The 18,005-nt window shown below is 63.8% G+C and carries 17 protein-coding genes and 1 pseudogene; 8 read left to right on the top strand and 10 right to left on the bottom strand.

Annotation, left to right across the window (positions count from 1 at the left end; translation table 11 throughout):
* Window positions 1-34: 34 nt before the first annotated feature.
* Together groL and ACE103_RS26385 are read right to left on the bottom strand one after the other, a co-directional pair.
* The gene (groL, locus tag ACE103_RS26390; RefSeq protein ID WP_342728235.1) at window positions 35-1,675 is read right to left on the bottom strand and encodes a chaperonin GroEL; all 1,641 of its coding nucleotides are present in this window, start codon (window positions 1,673-1,675) and stop codon (window positions 35-37) included.
* 43 nt (window positions 1,676-1,718) lie between these two features.
* Window positions 1,719-2,033 carry a co-chaperone GroES gene (locus tag ACE103_RS26385; protein WP_223976313.1) on the bottom strand — a complete coding sequence of 105 codons (315 nt, stop codon included), beginning with the start codon at window positions 2,031-2,033 and terminating at the stop codon, window positions 1,719-1,721.
* A 384-nt stretch (window positions 2,034-2,417) separates the two neighbouring features.
* On the opposite strand from ACE103_RS26385, the gene ACE103_RS26380 reads away from it, so the two are divergent.
* Both ACE103_RS26380 and ACE103_RS26375 read left to right on the top strand, forming a co-directional pair.
* Entirely contained in the window at window positions 2,418-2,708 is a 291-nt protein-coding gene (locus ACE103_RS26380) for an usg protein (RefSeq protein WP_212309910.1), read from the top strand.
* Window positions 2,709-2,819: 111 nt separating this feature from the next.
* Window positions 2,820-3,386, top strand: coding sequence for a cupin domain-containing protein (locus ACE103_RS26375; protein ID WP_375775461.1), 567 nt, complete (start codon window positions 2,820-2,822; stop codon window positions 3,384-3,386).
* A gap of 93 nt (window positions 3,387-3,479) precedes the next feature.
* Here the strand turns inward: ACE103_RS26375 and ACE103_RS26370 are convergent, their stop codons facing one another.
* Window positions 3,480-4,730 carry a NupC/NupG family nucleoside CNT transporter gene (locus tag ACE103_RS26370; protein ID WP_375775460.1) on the bottom strand — a complete coding sequence of 417 codons (1,251 nt, stop codon included), beginning with the start codon at window positions 4,728-4,730 and terminating at the stop codon, window positions 3,480-3,482.
* 114 nt (window positions 4,731-4,844) lie between these two features.
* Here ACE103_RS26370 and ACE103_RS26365 point away from each other — a divergent pair.
* Window positions 4,845-6,070, top strand: a pseudogene (locus tag ACE103_RS26365) (MFS transporter).
* A gap of 290 nt (window positions 6,071-6,360) precedes the next feature.
* Here ACE103_RS26365 and ACE103_RS26360 read toward each other — a convergent pair.
* Window positions 6,361-7,122 carry an SDR family oxidoreductase gene (locus tag ACE103_RS26360; RefSeq protein ID WP_375775459.1) on the bottom strand — a complete coding sequence of 254 codons (762 nt, stop codon included), beginning with the start codon at window positions 7,120-7,122 and terminating at the stop codon, window positions 6,361-6,363.
* Window positions 7,123-7,134: 12 nt separating this feature from the next.
* Entirely contained in the window at window positions 7,135-7,896 is a 762-nt protein-coding gene (locus tag ACE103_RS26355) for a proteasome-type protease (protein WP_050406373.1), read from the bottom strand.
* Window positions 7,897-8,167: 271 nt separating this feature from the next.
* Between ACE103_RS26355 and ACE103_RS26350 the strand changes: the two genes are divergently transcribed.
* The gene (locus ACE103_RS26350; protein ID WP_375775458.1) at window positions 8,168-9,763 is read left to right on the top strand and encodes an ABC transporter substrate-binding protein; all 1,596 of its coding nucleotides are present in this window, start codon (window positions 8,168-8,170) and stop codon (window positions 9,761-9,763) included.
* 160 nt (window positions 9,764-9,923) lie between these two features.
* Here the strand turns inward: ACE103_RS26350 and ACE103_RS26345 are convergent, their stop codons facing one another.
* From ACE103_RS26345 to ACE103_RS26330, 4 genes are all read right to left on the bottom strand, one after another.
* On the bottom strand, window positions 9,924-10,334 hold the full coding sequence (locus ACE103_RS26345; RefSeq protein ID WP_375775457.1) for a carboxymuconolactone decarboxylase family protein: 411 nt from the start codon (window positions 10,332-10,334) through the stop codon (window positions 9,924-9,926).
* Between the two features lie 152 nt (window positions 10,335-10,486).
* Window positions 10,487-11,329: a transglutaminase domain-containing protein gene (locus ACE103_RS26340; RefSeq protein ID WP_375775456.1), complete on the bottom strand. Its 843-nt coding sequence runs from the start codon at window positions 11,327-11,329 to the stop codon at window positions 10,487-10,489.
* Between the two features lie 151 nt (window positions 11,330-11,480).
* The gene (locus tag ACE103_RS26335) at window positions 11,481-12,425 is read right to left on the bottom strand and encodes an alpha-E domain-containing protein (protein WP_223976334.1); all 945 of its coding nucleotides are present in this window, start codon (window positions 12,423-12,425) and stop codon (window positions 11,481-11,483) included.
* Window positions 12,426-12,433: 8 nt separating this feature from the next.
* Complete coding sequence (locus tag ACE103_RS26330) at window positions 12,434-13,852, bottom strand: circularly permuted type 2 ATP-grasp protein (RefSeq protein ID WP_223976336.1); 1,419 nt, start codon at window positions 13,850-13,852, stop codon at window positions 12,434-12,436.
* A 225-nt stretch (window positions 13,853-14,077) separates the two neighbouring features.
* On the opposite strand from ACE103_RS26330, the gene ACE103_RS26325 reads away from it, so the two are divergent.
* The 3 genes from ACE103_RS26325 to ACE103_RS26315 all read left to right on the top strand — a co-directional run bounded on the left by ACE103_RS26325 (window position 14,078) and on the right by ACE103_RS26315 (window position 16,099).
* Entirely contained in the window at window positions 14,078-14,830 is a 753-nt protein-coding gene (locus ACE103_RS26325) for a molybdopterin-binding protein (RefSeq protein WP_223976339.1), read from the top strand.
* Window positions 14,831-14,836: 6 nt separating this feature from the next.
* The gene (gene gpt / locus ACE103_RS26320; RefSeq protein WP_223976341.1) at window positions 14,837-15,364 is read left to right on the top strand and encodes a xanthine phosphoribosyltransferase; all 528 of its coding nucleotides are present in this window, start codon (window positions 14,837-14,839) and stop codon (window positions 15,362-15,364) included.
* Window positions 15,365-15,475: 111 nt separating this feature from the next.
* The gene (locus ACE103_RS26315) at window positions 15,476-16,099 is read left to right on the top strand and encodes a hypothetical protein (RefSeq protein WP_375775455.1); all 624 of its coding nucleotides are present in this window, start codon (window positions 15,476-15,478) and stop codon (window positions 16,097-16,099) included.
* A gap of 15 nt (window positions 16,100-16,114) precedes the next feature.
* Here the strand turns inward: ACE103_RS26315 and ACE103_RS26310 are convergent, their stop codons facing one another.
* The gene (locus ACE103_RS26310) at window positions 16,115-17,137 is read right to left on the bottom strand and encodes a methionine synthase (RefSeq protein WP_375775454.1); all 1,023 of its coding nucleotides are present in this window, start codon (window positions 17,135-17,137) and stop codon (window positions 16,115-16,117) included.
* Between the two features lie 99 nt (window positions 17,138-17,236).
* Here ACE103_RS26310 and ACE103_RS26305 point away from each other — a divergent pair, with 99 nt between their 5' ends.
* A complete protein-coding gene (locus ACE103_RS26305; protein ID WP_375775453.1) occupies window positions 17,237-17,941 on the top strand; it encodes a glutathione binding-like protein in 705 nt (234 codons plus the stop codon).
* Window positions 17,942-18,005 lie beyond the last annotated feature (64 nt).

The raw sequence follows: 18,005 nt of genomic DNA, 5'->3' as shown, positions 1-18,005 counted from the left end.
TTTGCATTTCGTAAATTGCCTTGAGAAGCTGGACTTAGAAGTCCATGCCGCCCATGCCGCCGCCCGGAGGCATTGCGGGGCCGCCGGCGTTCTTCTTCGGCAGCTCGGCAACCATCGCTTCCGTGGTGATCAAGAGCGCGGCAACCGAGGCAGCGTTCTGGATCGCGGTACGGACGACCTTGGTCGGGTCGATGATGCCCTTCTTGACGAGATCGGCATAGTCGCCGGTCTGGGAGTCGAAGCCGTAATTGTAGGCCTTGTTCTCCAGGATCTTGCCGACAATGACCGAACCGTCTTCACCGGCATTGATCGCGATCTGGCGAGCCGGAGCCGACAGCGCCTTGCGCACGATCTCGACGCCGGTCTTCTGGTCGTCGTTCTTGGTGCGCAGGCCCTTGAGCTGCTCGGAAGCACGGAGCAGGGCGACGCCGCCGCCCGGGACGATGCCTTCCTCGACAGCCGCACGGGTCGCATGCATCGCGTCATCAACGCGATCCTTGCGCTCCTTCACCTCGACTTCGGTCGCGCCGCCGACGCGGATCACCGCGACGCCGCCTGCGAGCTTGGCGAGACGCTCCTGCAGCTTCTCACGGTCGTAGTCCGAGGTGGTCTCCTCGATCTGCGCCTTGATCTGGGCAACGCGAGCGTCGATGTCGGCCTTCTTGCCGGCGCCGTTGACGATCGTGGTGTTTTCCTTGTCGATCATCACCTTCTTGGCGCGACCGAGCATCTGCAGCGTGACGTTCTCGAGCTTGATGCCGAGGTCTTCCGAGATGGCCTGGCCGCCGGTCAGGATCGCGATGTCCTGCAGCATGGCCTTGCGGCGATCGCCGAAGCCCGGAGCCTTGACGGCCGCGACCTTCAGGCCGCCACGCAGGCGGTTGACGACGAGGGTGGCAAGCGCTTCGCCTTCGACGTCTTCAGCGACGATCACCAGCGGCTTGCCGGTCTGCACCACGGCCTCGAGCAGCGGCAGCAGCTCGTTCAGCGAGGAGAGCTTCTTCTCGTTGATGAGGATGTAGGCGTCGTCCATCTCAACGCGCATCTTGTCGGCGTTGGTGACGAAGTAGGGCGAGATGTAGCCGCGATCGAACTGCATGCCCTCGACGACGTCGAGTTCGGTCTCGAGCGACTTGGCTTCCTCGACCGTGATCACGCCCTCGTTGCCGACCTTCTTCATGGCGTCGGCGAGGAACTTGCCGATCTCGGCATCGCCGTTGGCCGAAATGGTGCCGACCTGGGCGATCTCCTCGTTCGAGGTGACCTTCTTCGAGTTCTTCTGGAGGTCCGCAACGACGGCTTCGACCGCGAGGTCGATACCGCGCTTCAGGTCCATCGGGTTCATGCCGGCGGCAACCGACTTGGCGCCTTCACGCACGATCGCCTGGGCGAGCACGGTGGCGGTGGTGGTGCCGTCGCCGGCCGCGTCAGCGGACTTGGAGGCGACTTCGCGCACCATCTGCGCGCCCATGTTCTCGAACTTGTCCTCGAGCTCGATCTCCTTGGCGACGGTGACGCCGTCCTTGGTGATGCGGGGAGCGCCGAACGACTTCTCGAGCACGACGTTGCGGCCCTTCGGGCCGAGAGTGACCTTCACCGCATTGGCGAGGATGTCGACGCCGCGCAGCATCTTGTCGCGCGCATCGACCGAGAATTTGACTTCTTTAGCTGCCATCTGAATTTTTCCTTGAGAGGTTTACCTGGGAGGGAAGAGGCGCTTAGGCCGCCTTCTTCTTGGAAGCGGGGACGTCGAGCACGCCCATGATGTCGCTTTCCTTCATGATCAGCAGGTCTTCACCGTCGATCTTGACCTCGGTGCCGGACCACTTGCCGAACAGGACGCGGTCGCCGACCTTGAGGTCGATCGGGATCAGCTTGCCAGCTTCGTCGCGGCCGCCCGGGCCGACGGCGGTCACTTCGCCCTGCGAGGGCTTTTCCTTGGCACTGTCCGGAATGATGATGCCGCCAGCAGACTTCTCTTCGGCGTCGATACGCTTGACCACGACGCGGTCGTGAAGCGGACGGAATTTCATGCAGTCCTCCTAAACGTTTGCGGATTCTGTAGATTTTTGGAGTTTTAGCAGTCCAGTCCGGCGAGTGCCAGACTGGTTGAGCAGGAGATAGGCCAAGCCTTGGCGGCGGGCAAGTGGCTCTAGCAGAAAAATTGGCACTCGCGAATGACGGCTGCCAGCTTCATTTCGGCATCCTTAATGCCGCCAGCGGCGCCCGCCGGCGCTATTAGCAGATGCGGTAAGCTGCTGCTAACGCAAGAAATTTCAACAACCTATTAAACATTTGGGCTTGAGATGGGGCAGTCGCGTGCGTCACATTTGTATCATGTGAGCGCATCCATTGCCGGTGGTCCGGCGGGGAAAGGTCGGCCACCCCGTGAATGCGCTCCGTCACAGGAGGTTGGCATGGTCTCGCGAGTTGGTGGGGTTGTTTCCGACGATTTCCGGAAGCAGTTGCTGGGGTATGGGCTGACGACGGCGCAAATCCTCTATCGGATGCCGGACCATCCCTCGTTGCTGCAAACCTATGTCTGGCAGAACTACGACCTGTTTCCGAAATTTCCGGCGCTGCGCGATTTCCTCGCCTTCTGGGAGGAAAAGCTCGAGGGCCCGCTGTTCTCGGTGACGGTGGCGCATTCCAAGCTGGTCAAGCCGGCCGAATTGCGCGCCGTCGACGGCGTGTTCCGGCTGCATTGATCCGCAAAGCGGGCAAGGCAAGGGGGCGAAGCGCGGCATGCGCCTTTGCCCACCTCGCGCGGCGCGACTTGTGTTAGCCTTCATCAGTCACAAAAAGACGGGAGGCGAACAATGGCCAAGAAGACGGCATCGAGATCCGCAGCCAAGACCGCGGTGAAGAAGAAATGGTCGGGACTTGGCGCCGGCGCCAAGAAATCATCCGCGAAATCTTCCGCGCGCAAGACCATCAAGTCCAAGGGCCGAGTCACCGCGGCCAAGAAGAGCGCACCGAAAGCCGCAAGCAAGGTGCGGCCGAAGCAGCGCGTCGCCGTCAGCCATCACCGCGAAGAGGATTTCAAGGCCGACGGGCTGCGCACCTACGCCAAGTACCGCGACCTCGGCATATCAGCAGCCTCGCACGGCCTGGCGCAGGCGCATGTCATCCGGCTGCAGGGACCGTGCAATCCGGATGAAGTGTCGAAGCTGCACTTCCACGACGTCGAATTCCAGATGGTCTATGTGCTCAAGGGTTGGGTGAAGACCTACATGGAAGGCGAAGGCGAGACGCTGATGAAAGAGGGCAGCGCCTGGACCCAGCCGCCACGCATCCGGCACATGATCCTGGACTACTCTGACGACGTCGAACTGCTGGAAGTGATCCTGCCGGCCGAGTTCAAGACGGTGGAGCTGAAGGCGTAGGACACTGTCGTCATTCCGGGGCGCCAAGCGAACCCGGAATCTCGAGATTCCGGGTCTGGTCCTTCGGACCATCCCGGAATGACGGGGGAAACGTTACGTCATCATCCCCACGATCGCGCCCATCAGGCACGTCGTCAGCGTGCCCGAGACGACCGATTTCAGCCCGAGCGCATTGATCTCGTCGCGCCGTTCGGGCGCCATGATGCCGAGGCCGCCGATCATGATGCCGAGGCTCGCGAAGTTGGCAAAACCGCACATCGCGTAGAGCATGATCAGCCGCGAGCGCGGATCGAGCGCATCGGGCCCGAGCTTCGACAGGTCGACATAGGCGATCAGCTCGTTCAGCACGGTCTTGGTGCCCATCAGGCTTCCCGCCGTGATCGCCTGCGGCCACGGCAGGCCCATCAGCCAGCACACCGGCGCCATCACGTAGCCGAGCAGCCGTTGCAGCGAAATCTTCGCGCCGCCGACTTCCGGCAGCAGGCCGATGATCGCGTTCGCGAGATACACCAGCGCGACCAGCACCAAGAGCATCGCGATGATGTTCATCAGCAGTTCGAGCCCGGCGGCGGTGCCCTTCACGATCGCGTCCATCGTCGAGGACACCTGAACATCGGGATCGTCGAGCGACCCGCCGGTGCGCTTGTCCGACGTTTCCGGCACCATGATCAGGCTGACCAGAATGGCAGCCGGCGCGCCGAGCACCGAGGCGATGACGAAATGCGCGGCGGCATCGGGGATCAGCGGCGCGAGCAGCGTCGCGTACAGCACCAGCACGGTGCCGGCGATCCCGGCCATGCCGCCGGTCATCACCAGAAACAATTCGCTGCGGGTGAGCTGCGCCAGATAGGGGCGGATGAAGAGCGGCGCCTCCACCATGCCGAGGAAGATGTTGGCTGCGGTCGAGAGCCCGACCGCGCCGCCGACGCCGAGCGTGCGCTCCAGGATCCAGGCCATGCCGCGCACCAGCGGCGGCAGCACGCGCCAATAGAACAACAGCGTCGTCAGCACGCTCATCACCAGCACGATCGGCAGCGCCTGGAAGGCGAGGATGAAATCCGAGCCGGGCGCCTTGGGATCGAACGGCGCCGGGCCGCCGCCGACATAACCGAACACGAAGGCGGTGCCGGCGCGCGTCGCCGCCGCGATGGTGCCGACGGCATCGTTGATTGCGCCGAAGGCCTGCGTCACCAGCGGTACCCTGATCAGCACCAGCGCGGTGACGACGGTGACGACAAGCCCGATTGCGGCCTGCCGCAGCGACACCTTCAAGCGATTCTCGCTCAACGCCCAGGCGATCACCAGCAACGCCACCACGCCGAACGCCGATTGCAATTGTAACATCACGCCCCCAAGAACCTTCGTGGATTATGGCAGGGGCCTCGCGCAGCGCAATGCTGTTGCGCGTTGATCCCGAATCCATTGACAAGTTGCAGGGGCTCAGCCACGCAATCATGCATGTCCTCCGTCACGCCGGCCGGCGCCCGCGGTCTGCTCGGTCACAGACCGTTCCTGTTCTTCTTGTCGTCGCGCAGCCTGTCGCGCTTCTCCAGCCAGATCGGCGCGGTGGCGATCGGCTGGCAGATCTATGATTTGACCGGCAGCGCGTTCGACCTCGGCATGGTCGGTCTGGTCCAGTTCCTGCCGACGGCGCTGCTGGTGTTCGTCGCCGGTCACGCTGCCGACCGCTTCGAGCGCAAGCGCGTGGTGCAGGCCTGCCAGGTGGCGGAAGCGCTGACCGCATTGTTTCTCGCCGGAAGCACATTCGCCGGCACCATCTCCGAGATCCAGATCTTCGCTGCAACCTTCGTGCTCGGCATAGCCGGCGCGTTCGAGAGCCCGGCGACTGCCGCGCTGTTGCCGCTGATCGCGCCGCAAGGCGCGCTGCAGCGGGCGACCGCGATCTCGAGCGGCGCCGCGCAGGTCGCGACCATCACCGGACCCGCGCTCGGCGGCCTTGCCTACGCAATGATGCCGAGCGCGCCCTACGGCATCATGATGGTGTTCTGGCTGTTCGGCGCGCTGCTGACCGGCGGCATCGGCCGGCTGCAGCGGGCGGCGGCGAAGAACGGCGAGGTGTCGGATGACCTTTATGCCGGCGTCACCTTCGTTCGCAGCAATCCGGCGATCCTCGGCACCATCTCGCTCGATCTGTTCGCGGTGCTGTTCGGCGGCGTCACCGCGCTGCTGCCGATCTACGCGCGCGACATCCTGCAAGCCGGCCCGCTCGGCCTCGGCATCCTGCGTGCCGCGCCCGCGGTCGGTGCGCTCTTGATGACCATGGTGCTGGCGCGGCACACCATCAACCGCCGCGTCGGCATGCGGATGTTCCAGTCGGTGATCGTGTTCGGCGTGGCGACGGTGGTGTTCGCGCTGTCGCACTGGATGTGGCTGTCGGCGCTGGCGCTCGCGGTGCTCGGCGCTGCCGATACGATCAGCGTCGTGATCCGCTTCTCGCTGGTGCAGCTCGCTACCCCCGACGAGATGCGCGGCCGCGTCGGCGCGGTGTGAACTTCCTGTTCATCAACGCGTCGAACCAGCTCGGCCAGTTCGAGAGCGGCGTCACCGCGGCGCTGCTCGGCGCCGTGCCGTCGGCCGTGCTCGGCGGCGTTGCGACGGTCGCCGTCGCGCTGCTCTGGATGAAGCTGTTCCCGACGCTACGGGATGTCGAGAAGCTGGAGTAGGTTTTTCCGCCCGTCATTGCGAGCGAAGCGAAGCAATCCATCTTGCCACATGCGGAGGCATGGATTGCTTCGCTTCGCTCGCAATGACGAGCGCAATTTCGGAATAATGGAAAAATACGACTGATTTGCCCGACGTGTCAAGTTGCCGTGTCGGACGCCAGTAGCTGCCGGCTACTTTGCATGGGGTTGTTTTCGATATTTTGGCAGTGCGCGCTTCGAACGGCATGGCCGGGACAAAGCCCGGCCATGACGACGTGACAGTCCTGCCGCAAGCGGGGAGAAGGAAGCGATCAGCCCCGTCCCACGAACGGCATCTTGGTGGCCATGACCGTCATGAACAGCACGTTGGCGTCGAGCGGCAGGCCGGCCATGTAGGCGACGGCGTCGCCGACCGCCTTGGCGTCCATGCGCGGCTCGTGCTTGGTGGTGCCGTCCGGCTGCAGCACGCCGGGGCCGTTGACCATGCGGTCGGTCATCGGGGTCGCGGCGTTGCCGATATCGACCTGGCCGACTGCGATGTCATACATGCGGCCGTCGAGGTTGGAGGCTTTGGTCAGGCCGGTGATGGCGTGCTTGGTCGAGGTGTAGGCCGCCGAGAACGGCCGCGGCGCATGCGCCGAGATCGAGCCGTTGTTGATGATGCGGCCGCCGCGCGGCGTCTGGTCCTTCATGATGCGGAAGGCGTGCTGGGTGCACAGGAACGGCGCGGTGAGGTTGGTGTTGACCACGGCCTGCCACTGCTCAAGCGGCAGATCCTCGAAGTTCACCGGCGGCGCGCCCATGCCGGCATTGTTGAAGAGAACGTCGAGCCGGCCGTAGGTTGCCTTCACCTTGTCGAACAGCGCGGCGATCGCAGCCGGATCGGCCATGTCGGCGGTGACGCACAGGCTCTTGCCGGCGGGGCCGAGCTTGCTGGTCTCTTCCAGCATCTCCAGGCGGCGCCCGACGAGCACCACGGTGTAACCCTTGTCCATCAAAGCGAGCGATGCTGCGCGGCCGACGCCGGTGCCGGCGCCGGTGACGAGCGCGATCTTGCTGGTTGCTTCGGTCATCCGAGTTTCCTCTTACTTGGTTTTTGCTTCGGTTTCGTTCTTGTAGGGTGGACGTGGAATGTTCTGGTGTGCCGCCCGCAGCGCCGCCGACCAGCGCGAGCGCAGATCGTGGAAATAGGGCTCGCCGGCCTCGATGCGGTGATTGAGATCGGCCTCGCAGGCATCAGTGCGCACCACCAGCACGTCGATCGGCAGGCCGACGCCGAGATTGGAGCGCATCGTCGAATCCATCGAGATCAGACCTGTCTTGAGCGCCTCGTAGAGCTCGACGTCGTAATGCATGGCGCGGTCGAGCACCGGCTTGCCGTATTTGTGCTCGCCGATCTGCAAATAGGGCGTGTCCGTGGTGCATTCGATGAAGTTGCCGGCGGTGTAGACCATGAACAGGCGCATCCGCGAGCCCTTGATCTGGCCGCCGAACAGAAACGAGACGTCGAAGGAGATATCTTCGGAACGCAGCGCATCGCCCTCGGTCGCATGCACCGACCGGATGGCGCGGCCGATCCGCTGTGCCGCCTGGAACATGGTCGGCGCATTCATCAGCGTCTCGAGCTCGCCGGTGTGCGGGTCTTCCATGCCCTCGGTCAGGGTCGACAGCACCGACTGGCTGATCGCGAGATTCCCCGCGCTGGCGATCGCCATGATGCGGTCGCCGGGCTTTTCGAAGATGTGCAGCTTGCGGAAGGTCGAGACGTTGTCGAGGCCGGCATTGGTGCGGGTATCGGCGATCATGACAAGGCCGTCGCGCACCAGAATTCCGCAGCAATAGGTCATTTGCAGCCCTCAAACGGTCCGAGTTTCTCGGCGCCAAACGTGTAGCCAATTTCGAGGTCGCATCCAACCCCAATTCCCCGTGACGGGACATGCGAGGGGGCCGGCGACGGTCCGTGTCAGGACCCGTCCTGAAATCGCGGTTCGTGCCCCGGCCTCGTTCTGCGTGGCACGCAGCCGGCAATGATCGGCGCCTCGTCTCATTGCGAGGCACCTGGCGTTGTGGTCGACTGCCTGCAATCGACAAGAACAACAAGAATTCCGGGAGGCGAGAATGTCGTTCAAGCTGGCCATGTTCATCATGGCATTGGGTACAGCCGTGATGGCTGCGAGCCCTGCATCGGCCCAGAAGAAGGGCGGCACCTTGCGGCTCTATCACAACGACAACCCGCCCTCGACCTCGCTGCTCGAGGAATCCACCATCGCCTCGGTGATGCCGTTCGCGGCGGTCTTCAACAACCTCGTGGTGTTCGATCCGGCCAAGGTGCACGAGAGCATCGACACCGTGATCCCCGATCTCGCCGAGAGCTGGTCGTGGGACCAGACCAACACCAAGCTCACCTTCAAGCTGCATCACGGCGTGAAGTGGCATGACGGCCAGCCGTTCACGGCCAAGGACGTGCAGTGCACCTGGCGGATGCTGATCGGCAAGAGCGAGACACAGGACTTCAAGCGCAATCCGCGTAAGGTTTGGTATTCGAAGCTCAAGGACATCAGCATCAATGGCGACGATGAAGCGACTTTCGAGCTGACCGAGCCGCAGCCCGGCCTGCTGGCGCTGCTCGCCAGCGCGTTCTCGGTGGTCTATCCCTGCCACGTGCCGCAGCAGGTGATGCGCACCAAGCCAATCGGCACCGGGCCGTTCAAATTTGTCGAATTCCGGCGCGGCGATTCGATCCGTCTCGTCCGCAACCCCGATTACTTCAAGAAGGACCGGCCGTATCTCGACGAGATCACGGTGCGCTCGATCGACAGCCGCGCCACGCGCATGCTGGCGTTCGCGACCGGCGACTACGACATCACCTTTCCATCCGACGTCAGTATTCCCCTGATGAAGGACGTCAAGGCGCGGGCGCCGAATGCGATCTGCGAGATGACGTCGACCAATTTGCAGATCAATCTCTTGGTCAACCGGGTCAATCCGCCGTTCGACAATCCGGAGATCCGCAAGGCGATGTCGCTGGCGTTGGATCGCCAGGCCTTCAACAGCATCCTGTTCGAAGGCACCGGACGGCTCGGCGGCGCGATGCAGGCCAAGCCGGAGGGCGAGTGGGGCATGCCGCCGGAGATCCTGTCGACGCTGATGGGCTACGGCGCAGATACCGGGAAGAACCTCGCGGATGCGCAGGCGATCATGCAGAAGCTCGGCTACAGCGACGCCAAGCCGCTGTCGATCAAGATCCAGACCCGCAATCTGCCGACCTATCGCGACCCGGCGGTGATCCTCGCCGACCAGCTCAAGAAGATCTACATCGTCGCCGAGCTCGATATCCTCGATACGCCGCGCTGGTACTCGCGGCTGCAACGCAAGGACTACACGATCGGCCTCAATGTCACCGGCGTCAGCGTCGACGATCCCGACGGCAATCTGGTCGAGAATTATTCCTGCAAGTCCGAGCGCAACTATACCCAGTATTGCAATGCCGAGGTCGATAGATTGCTGGCTGCGCAGTCGCGCGAGGTCGACAAGGACAAGCGCCGCAATATCGTGTTCGACATCGAGCGCCTGCTGGTCGACGACGCGGCGCGGCCGGTGATCCTGCACTCATCGGCCGGCAATTGCTGGCAGCCTTACGTGAAGAACTTCCGTCCGCACGACAACAGCCAGTACAACAATCTGCGCTTCGAGGATGTCTGGCTGGACAAGTGACCGCGATATAGCGGTCATTCCGGGGCGCGCTTAGCGCGAACCTCAGATGCGCAATTGCGCATCGGGGAATCTCGATCAACAATCTCGGGATTCCGGGTTCGATGCTTTGCATCGCCCCGGAATGACAGGATGAGGGTAAGCAAAGCAAAACGTGTCGAACCTACGTATCCGCCGCCCCGACCAGAAACGCGTCGTCCACCGGCACGCCGAGCGCGGTGACCAGCCGGTTGGTTTCGGCGGCCATGCCGACGATCGCGAGCATTTCCTGATATTCGGCCTCGGTCATGCCTTTGGCGCGGGCGCTCGCGGTGTGCGAATGGATGCAGTAGCTGCAGCCATGCGCCACCGAGACCGCAACGTAGAGCATCTCCTTGACCTTCGGGTCGAGCGCGCCCGGCGCCATCACTTCCTTGATGCTCTCCCAGGTCCGCCGCAGGGTCTTCGGATCATGCGCGAGCGCGCGCCAGAAATTGTTGATGAAGTCCGAGTTCCGCGTCTTGCGGATGTCATCGAACACGGCGCGTGCGTCGGCCGAAAGTTCGTCGTCGGAGAGCAGTTTCACAGTTGCCATGGTTTTTCTCGCTGATCCGGTTTGCAGCAGCGATCATAGCACCCCTGCCGTCATTGCGAGGAGCGAAGCGACGAAGCAATCCATGCCTGCGCAAGCGGTCAGATGGATTGCTTCGCTGCGCTCGCAATGACGGATGCGGAGAGGGATCAGCCTTACGACTGCGACTGGCTCTGCCACTGTCCGGGACGGCCGGCCTGGTCGACCTTGACCGCGACCGACAGGGTCTCGTTGCCGCCGCCATAGCGGGTGCCGCGGACCGGGGCGGCGCCAAGATAGTCGAGGCCGATCGCGACGCGGGCATGGGCGTCGGTGGTGCAGATGCCGTTGGCGGCGTCGAAGCCGATCCAGCCGAGGTCGGGCACGAAGGCCTCGGCCCAGGCGTGGCCGGCCTGCTGGTTGACCATGCCGTCGGAGCGCAGGAAGTGGCCGGAGACGAACCGCGCCGGAACGCCGCCGGCGCGCGCGCAGGCGATCAGGATGTGCGCGTAGTCCTGGCAGACCCCGCGCTTCAGCGCGAACGCCTCGGAGGCCGAGGTGGCGCTGTTGGTCGGGTCCTCGTCGAAGGTCATGTGCTCGTAGATCTGCACCATCAGCGCGTGCAGGAAACCGAGCACGTCGCTACCTGCTTCCGCGCGCAGCTCGCGCACGAAGCTCGTCATCGCCGGGTTGAGGTCGGTCAGCGGCGTGGGGCGCAGGAACAGGCTCGGCGGAAACCGTTCGTCGCTGCCTTTCAGCACGCCGCCGGTGTCGTGGGTTTCGACCAGGCCCTCGCAATGGATCGTGAGGTCGGTGATCGAACCATGCGTCAGCACATGGGTGACGTTGCCGAACGCGTCCTCATGGATGTCGAGCCGGGAATCGGTTGAGACGTCAATCTGCCAGTCGGCCACATACTGGCCGTCATGGCTGCCCGGCGTCATCCGCAGAATCTGGATCACGCCCGAGGCCGCCGGCTCGTAGCGATAAGTGGTCGTGTGGGCTATCCGCAGGCGCATGGCTCAACCGGAGTTCAGTCGGTCTTCTGGGCAGGAACGTCATGCCCGGGCACCCACGTCTTTCTCCCTAATCGGCCGCGAAAGCAAGACATGGGTGACCGGGATCGACCCGGTCATGACGACATTTTGAGCACTTTTTCCGCCGCAGAGGTCAGATCAAATATTGCTTGGTGACGATCTCACCCAGCCGCGAATTGTCCGCGAGGAATTCCTGGATGAATTCGTGCACGCCGTGCTGGAAGATATCGTCCATATGGCTGTGCTCGAGCCGGTTCCTGATGCCGCGGGCGTGGCGCTGGGCGGCGCCCTGGCGGCCGTAGGCGACGCCGATCTGGTCCAGATTGCGCACCAGGTTGCTGTAGCAGCTGGCGAGCGACCGCGGCAGCGTGTCGTTGAGGATCAGGAGGTCGGCGATCAGCCAGGGTTTCAGGGTTTCCCGGTACACCCAGTGATAGGCGGTCGTCGCCGACACCGAGCGCAGGATCGAAGTCCACTGGTAGTAATCCAGCGGGCCGCCGACATGCTCTTCCTCGGGCAGCAGCATGTGATACTTCACATCGAGAATGCGGGCGGTGTTGTCGGCGCGCTCGAGATGCACGCCGAGCCGCGAGAACCAGTAGGCGTCGTTGCGCAGCATGGTGCGGTAGGCCGAGCCGTCGAAGCGCAGCGAGGTCTCCTGCACGAAGCGCAGGAATTTTGCCAGCTCCTCGCGGTTGGCGGGACCCTTGTTCCAGACCGCCTGCAATTCGATCCACGACGAATTGATGGTGTCCCACATCTCCGACGTCAGCGCGGTGCGCACCGAACGCGAATTGAGCCGCGCAGATTCGATGCAGTTCTTGATCGAGGAGGGATTTTCCGACGAGAAGGACAGATACTCGACGACGTTTCGCTCGTTGGCTTCTTCGTAATGGTCGTAGAAGGCCGCGCCGACGCCGGCGGTGAGCAGCGCGGAGTCCCACTCATTGGTCTTGCCGATATAGGCCGCGGGCAGCGCGGTAACGCGCAGCGTGGCGTCGATCGTGCGCGCGAGATACTCGGCGCGCTCGACATAACGAGCCAGCCAGAACAGGTTTTCAGCGGTGCGCGACAGCATGCTTTCAACTACTCGCTCAGTATCCAGGTGTCTTTGGTGCCGCCGCCCTGGCTCGAATTGACCACGAGCGAGCCTTCTTTCAGCGCCACCCGCGTCAGCCCGCCGGGCACGATGGTGGTGTGGCTGGAGCCGGTCAGCACGAACGGGCGGAGGTCGACATGGCGCGGCGCCAGGCCCTTGTCGGTGCAGGTCGGGCAGGTCGACAGCGCCAACGTCGGCTGCGCGATGAAGCCCTCCGGCTCGCGCTTGAGCTTGTCGCGGAACGCCTCGATGGTCGCCTTGGTGGCGGCGGGACCGATCAGCATGCCGTAGCCGCCCGAGCCGTGCACCTCCTTGACGACGAGGTCGGCGAGGTTGTCGAGCACGTAGGACAGATCCTGCGCTTCGCGGCAGCGCCAGGTCTGCACGTTCTTCAGGATCGGCTCCTCGCTGAGGTAGAACTTCACGATGTCGGGCATGTAGGAATAGATCGCCTTGTCGTCGGCGATGCCGGTGCCGACCGCGTTGGCGAGCGTGATGTTGCCGGCCGCATAGGCCGACATCAGCCCGGGGACGCCGAGCGCGGAATCCGGACGGAAGGTGAGGGGATCGAGGAAGTCGTCATCGACGCGGCGGTAGATCACGTCGACCCGCTTCAGCCCCTCGGTGGTGCGCATGAACACCTCGTCGTTCTTGACGATGAGGTCGCGCCCCTCGACCAGCTCGATGCCGAGCTTGTCGGCGAGGAAGGAGTGCTCGTAGTACGCCGAGTTGTAGACGCCGGGCGTCATCAGCGCGACCGTCGGCTCGGCCGAGGCGCTGTGCGGCGCCACCGAGCGCAGCGCCGACAGCAGCTCGTCCGGATAACGTTCCACCGGCGCGACGCGGTGACGCGAAAACAGGTCCGGAAACAGCCGCATCATGATCTCGCGGTTTTCCAGCATGTAGGAGACGCCGGACGGCGTCCGCGCATTGTCCTCCAGCACGATGAAGTTGTCCGGATCAGTGCGGATGATGTCGATGCCGGCGATGTGGACGTAGATGTCGTGCGGCACGTCCTGGCCGTTCATCTCTGGCCGGAACACCGGGTTCTGGAAGATCAGGTCTTCGGGGATGATGTTGGCGCGCAGTATGTCGCGGCCGTGGTAGATGTCCTTGAGGAACATGTTGAGCGCGAGCACGCGCTGCTTGAGGCCCTTCTCCAGCAGCGTCCATTCGGTCGCGGACATGATGCGCGGGATGACGTCGAACGGGATCAGCCGTTCCTGGGCCTCGGAATCGCCGTAGACCGCGAAAGTGATGCCGATCCGGCGGAACAGCAGCTCCGCTTCCTGGCGCCGATATTCGAGCGCATCCGGCGGCGTCTCCTTGAGCCAGCGGGACAGCTCCTGGTAGGCCGGGCGAAGATCCTCGCCGAGGCCGTTCATCTCATCGAACGCGACTGCCATATATCCCGACTGCCCTCCCAAGCCATGTGACACAGTGCATGACTTGATGGGATGGTAGCAAGGGGCGGGCCAGCGCGATATGCATTGGCTCGTGGCATTTGCTAGGGGGAGGCGGAAGGCCTGCCCGAAAAACCGGCTGAGGTCTGCTTAATTCGGCGGCAAAACCCCGTGACATCAAGGCATTGGATCGGCAATGTCAGGGGATCAAGTTAAGGGAATGAGACCATGAGCGAGATCGTCACGGCGGGGATATTGGTGATCGGCGACGAGATCCTGTCCGGCCGGACCAAGGACAAGAACATCGGCTTCATCGCCGAATACCTGACCAATATCGGCATCGACCTGAAGGAGGTCCGCGTCGTCGCCGACGACGAGGCTGACATCGTGTCCGCCCTTGATGCGCTGCGGCATAGGTACAATTACGTGTTCACCACCGGAGGCATCGGGCCGACCCATGACGACATCACCGCCGACAGCGTGGCGAAGGCGTTCGGGGTCGAGATCCACCATCATCCTGACGTGGTGGCGCGGTTCAGGGAGCGTTGGACCGAGCAGGACCTCAACGAGGCGCGGCTGCGGATGGCCCGGGTGCCCGATGGCGCCGAGCTGATCCAGAGCGCGACCATCCTGGCGCCGGGCTTCAAGCTCGGCAATGTCATCGTGATGGCCGGCATCCCCACCATCATGCAGGCGATGATGGACATCGTGGCGCCGACCCTGAAATCCGGCGTGCGGATGCTGTCGGACTCGGTCCGCGCCGACGCAAGGGAAGGCGACATCGGCGGCCCGCTGCGGGCGATCGCGGAAGCCAATCCCGACACCATCATCGGCAGCTATCCGTTCCAGGACGAGAACCAGAAGCCGAACACCAATCTGGTGGTCCGCTCGCGCGATCCGGAGAAGCTCGCCGCGGCGATGGCCGCGGTGAAGGAGATGCTGAAGCAGGTGCAGGCCGCGCAGAAGAAGCCGGCGGGTTGAGGCGACATGGTTGAACGAGATTCTGAACCGAGTGCACAGGATCGGGCCGGCAGGCCGTTCCCGGTCTCGTGGGATCAATTCCACCGGGACTGTCGGGCGCTGACCTGGCGGCTCAACGAGGTCGGCCCGTTCCATGCTGTCATCGCGATCACCCGCGGCGGACTGGTGCCGGCGGCGATCGTGGCGCGCGAGCTCGGCTTGCGGGTGATCGATACCGTCTGCGTCGCCAGCTACGACCACGACAAGCAGGGCGACCTGAAAGTGCTCAAGGGCATTTCGGAGCAGACCGCCAAGCTCGGCGGCGGCACCGGCAAGGGGCTCCTGATCGTCGACGACCTCGTCGACACCGGCAAGACCGGCAGGCTGGTGCGCGAACTGCTTCCCGACGCGCATTTCGCAACGGTCTATGCCAAGCCGAAAGGCCGCCCGCTGGTCGACACCTACATTACCGAGGTGTCGCAGGACACCTGGATCTTCTTTCCCTGGGACACCGCGCTGTCGTTCCAGCCGCCGATCCGGGACGGGGCGGCGTGACGTCGCCGTCATTCCGGGGCGCGTCGGAAGACGCGAACCCGGAATCTCGAGATTCCGGGTTCGATGCTTTGCATCGCCCCGGAATGACAGCGGTGAGTGATCGGAATCGACATGCCCCTGCAAAACCGCGTCACGCCCACCGGCGACATTGTCGCGACCGACCATCGCGGCACCTTCACCGGCAATCGCGGCATCATCCACGATCCGGCGACCCGCACCCTGTTGAACAAGCGCTGGTCGAGCCCGGCCTGGCTCACCTGCGTCTGCGAATTCCGGGGACGGCGACGCAAGGTGATGACCCGGCAGAGCTGGACCGAGCTGTTCTTCCTCGATGAAGCCACCGCATTCGCGGCTGGGCACCGGCCCTGCTTCTACTGCCGCCGCGACGACGCCAAGCGGTTTCGCAGCCGCTGGGAGGAAGGCAACGGTGTCAGCGATCTCAGCGCCAAGGCGATGGATGCGGTGCTGCATGCCGAGCGGCTCGAACGCGGCAAGAAGCGGCTGCATCCATTGCCGATGCCGATTGACGAATTGCCCGACGGGACGATGGTGCAGGCGAACGGGGAAAGCTATCTCGTCGCCGGTGGCAAGACCTTGCGCTGGTCGTTCGCCGGTTACGAGCGGGCCGACGTGGCCGCTCCCGCCATCCTGCTGACGCCGCCGTCGACCGTCCGTGCGTTTCAGGCCGGCTACCGGCCGGTGCTGCATCCGAGCGCGGCGGCTGTTTTGGTCTGAGCCGTCGGCGCTGCCTTACGCCAGCCGCTGCCGCGCCAGCTTGGCGCCGGCGCCGAGCGCGATCAGCTTGGCTTCGGCGATATCCCGGCGCATCGGCGCCATGCCGCAATTGGTGGTCGCGATGATGTTGCCTTTCGGCACGTGTTTCGCCACCGCCTCGATCACCTTGACGACATCCTCCGCAGTCTCGACCTCGTCGCTGGCGACGTCGATGACGCCGGCCTGCACGATCTTGCCGGGGAGTGCTGCGAGCAGCTCGATCGGCACCTTCGAGTTGCGGCATTCGATCGCGACCTGCTGGATCGTGCTCTTGTCGATGACCGGGAAGGTCTCTTCATATTGCCGCCACTCGCCGCCGAGCGTCTGCTTCCAGTCGTTGTTGGCCTTGATGCCGTAACCGTAGCAGATGTGCACGGCGGTGGCGCAGGTCAGGCCCTCGGCGGCGCGCTCCAGCGCCTTGATGCCCCAGTCGCGCACCTCATCCATGTAGACGTTGAAGGCCGGCTCGTCGAACTGGATCATGTCGACGCCGTCGGCCTGCAACGCCTTGGCTTCCTGGTTCAACAGCTCCGCGAAAGCGAACGCCATCTTCACGCGGTCGCCGTAATATTGGTCGGCGATGGTGTCGATGATCGTCATCGGACCGGGCAGGGTGAACTTCAGCCGGTTCCTGGTGTGGGCGCGCGCCGCACGCGCTTCGCCTTCATGGACGCGGCCCTTGAGTTGCAGCGGCGCGACCACCTGCGGCACCATGGCCTTATAGCGGTCCTTGCGGATGCCCATCTCGACCTTGTGGGCGAAATCGATGCCCTCGATCCGCTCCAGGAAACCATGCACAAAGTGCTGGCGCGCCTGCTCACCCTCGGTGACGATGTCGACGCCGGCATCCTCCTGCAGCTTGACCGCAAGCACCGTGGCATCGCGCTTGGCGCGGGCGAGTTCGGCGCCTTCCGATTTCCAGGGCGCCCACAGTATGTTCGGCTCGGCGAGCCATTCCGGCTTCGGCAGGGAGCCTGCGATCGTGGTTGGAAACAGCATGGGTGCCTCCCGCTGGGGTGTGATTGAGCGCCTGTGTGCCATGTCCTAGAGTGGACGTACAGAACAACAAAAGTCTTTGTGACGGGGAATAGGACGCCGATGATCGACCTGCACTACGCGCCGACGCCGAACGGCTGGAAGATATCGATCATGCTGGAGGAGCTGGGGCTGCCCTATCAGGTGATCCCGGTGAACATCCGCGCCGGCGAGCAGTTCCGGCCGGAATTCCTGGCGGTCAGCCCGAACAACCGCATCCCCGCGATTGTCGACCAAGCGCCTGCCGACGGCGGTGGGCCGTTCTCGGTGTTCGAGACCGGCGCGATCCTGATATATCTCGCCGACAAGACCGGCCGTTTCCTGTCCAAGGAGCTGCGTGCGCGGTCGAACGTCATCCAATGGGTGATGTGGCAGATGGGCGGACTCGGGCCGATGCTCGGCCAGCACGGTCATTTCGCGCTCTATGCCGCCGAGAAGATTCCCTATGCGATCGAGCGCTACCGCGACGAGACGGCGCGGCTCTACGGCGTGCTCGACCGTCAGCTCGGCAACACCGGTGCCTATGTCGCCGGTGACGATTATTCGATTGCCGACATCGCCTGCTTCCCCTGGACCATGACCCACAAAGCGCAGGGGTTTACCCTCGACGACTACCCGAACATCAAGCGCTGGTACGCCACCGTGCGCGCCCGCCCGCAGGTGCAGGCGGGCCTTGCGATCGGCAAATTCGTCAAGGAGCCGTTCGACGAGGAATCACGCAAGAACATGTTCGGCCAGCGTGCGAAGGAGCTGGTGGAGAAGAAATAATGGCAGTTATTCCGTCGCGCGACACAGTCGCGCGCTCTGCGCCTTGCGGCGCATGCCGGAATGA

The sequence above is a fragment of the Bradyrhizobium sp. ma5 genome (assembly GCF_042258955.1).
GTDB lineage: Bacteria > Pseudomonadota > Alphaproteobacteria > Rhizobiales > Xanthobacteraceae > Bradyrhizobium.
This window is presented reverse-complemented; position numbering and strand designations above follow the sequence as displayed.

Coding starts and splice junctions, on each gene's coding strand:
- ACE103_RS26385 (WP_223976313.1), bottom strand. CDS start 2,033: ATGAAATTCCGTCCGCTTCACGACCGCGTCGTGGTCAAGCGTATCGAC.
- ACE103_RS26330 (WP_223976336.1), bottom strand. CDS start 13,852: ATGGCAGTCGCGTTCGATGAGATGAACGGCCTCGGCGAGGATCTTCGC.
- ACE103_RS26335 (WP_223976334.1), bottom strand. CDS start 12,425: ATGCTGTCGCGCACCGCTGAAAACCTGTTCTGGCTGGCTCGTTATGTC.
- ACE103_RS26350 (WP_375775458.1), top strand. CDS start 8,168: ATGTCGTTCAAGCTGGCCATGTTCATCATGGCATTGGGTACAGCCGTG.
- ACE103_RS26370 (WP_375775460.1), bottom strand. CDS start 4,730: ATGTTACAATTGCAATCGGCGTTCGGCGTGGTGGCGTTGCTGGTGATC.
- ACE103_RS26375 (WP_375775461.1), top strand. CDS start 2,820: ATGGCCAAGAAGACGGCATCGAGATCCGCAGCCAAGACCGCGGTGAAG.
- ACE103_RS26355 (WP_050406373.1), bottom strand. CDS start 7,896: ATGACCTATTGCTGCGGAATTCTGGTGCGCGACGGCCTTGTCATGATC.
- groL (WP_342728235.1), bottom strand. CDS start 1,675: ATGGCAGCTAAAGAAGTCAAATTCTCGGTCGATGCGCGCGACAAGATG.
- ACE103_RS26325 (WP_223976339.1), top strand. CDS start 14,078: ATGAGCGAGATCGTCACGGCGGGGATATTGGTGATCGGCGACGAGATC.
- ACE103_RS26315 (WP_375775455.1), top strand. CDS start 15,476: ATGCCCCTGCAAAACCGCGTCACGCCCACCGGCGACATTGTCGCGACC.
- ACE103_RS26360 (WP_375775459.1), bottom strand. CDS start 7,122: ATGACCGAAGCAACCAGCAAGATCGCGCTCGTCACCGGCGCCGGCACC.
- ACE103_RS26345 (WP_375775457.1), bottom strand. CDS start 10,334: ATGGCAACTGTGAAACTGCTCTCCGACGACGAACTTTCGGCCGACGCA.
- gpt (WP_223976341.1), top strand. CDS start 14,837: ATGGTTGAACGAGATTCTGAACCGAGTGCACAGGATCGGGCCGGCAGG.
- ACE103_RS26380 (WP_212309910.1), top strand. CDS start 2,418: ATGGTCTCGCGAGTTGGTGGGGTTGTTTCCGACGATTTCCGGAAGCAG.
- ACE103_RS26305 (WP_375775453.1), top strand. CDS start 17,237: ATGATCGACCTGCACTACGCGCCGACGCCGAACGGCTGGAAGATATCG.
- ACE103_RS26310 (WP_375775454.1), bottom strand. CDS start 17,137: ATGCTGTTTCCAACCACGATCGCAGGCTCCCTGCCGAAGCCGGAATGG.
- ACE103_RS26340 (WP_375775456.1), bottom strand. CDS start 11,329: ATGCGCCTGCGGATAGCCCACACGACCACTTATCGCTACGAGCCGGCG.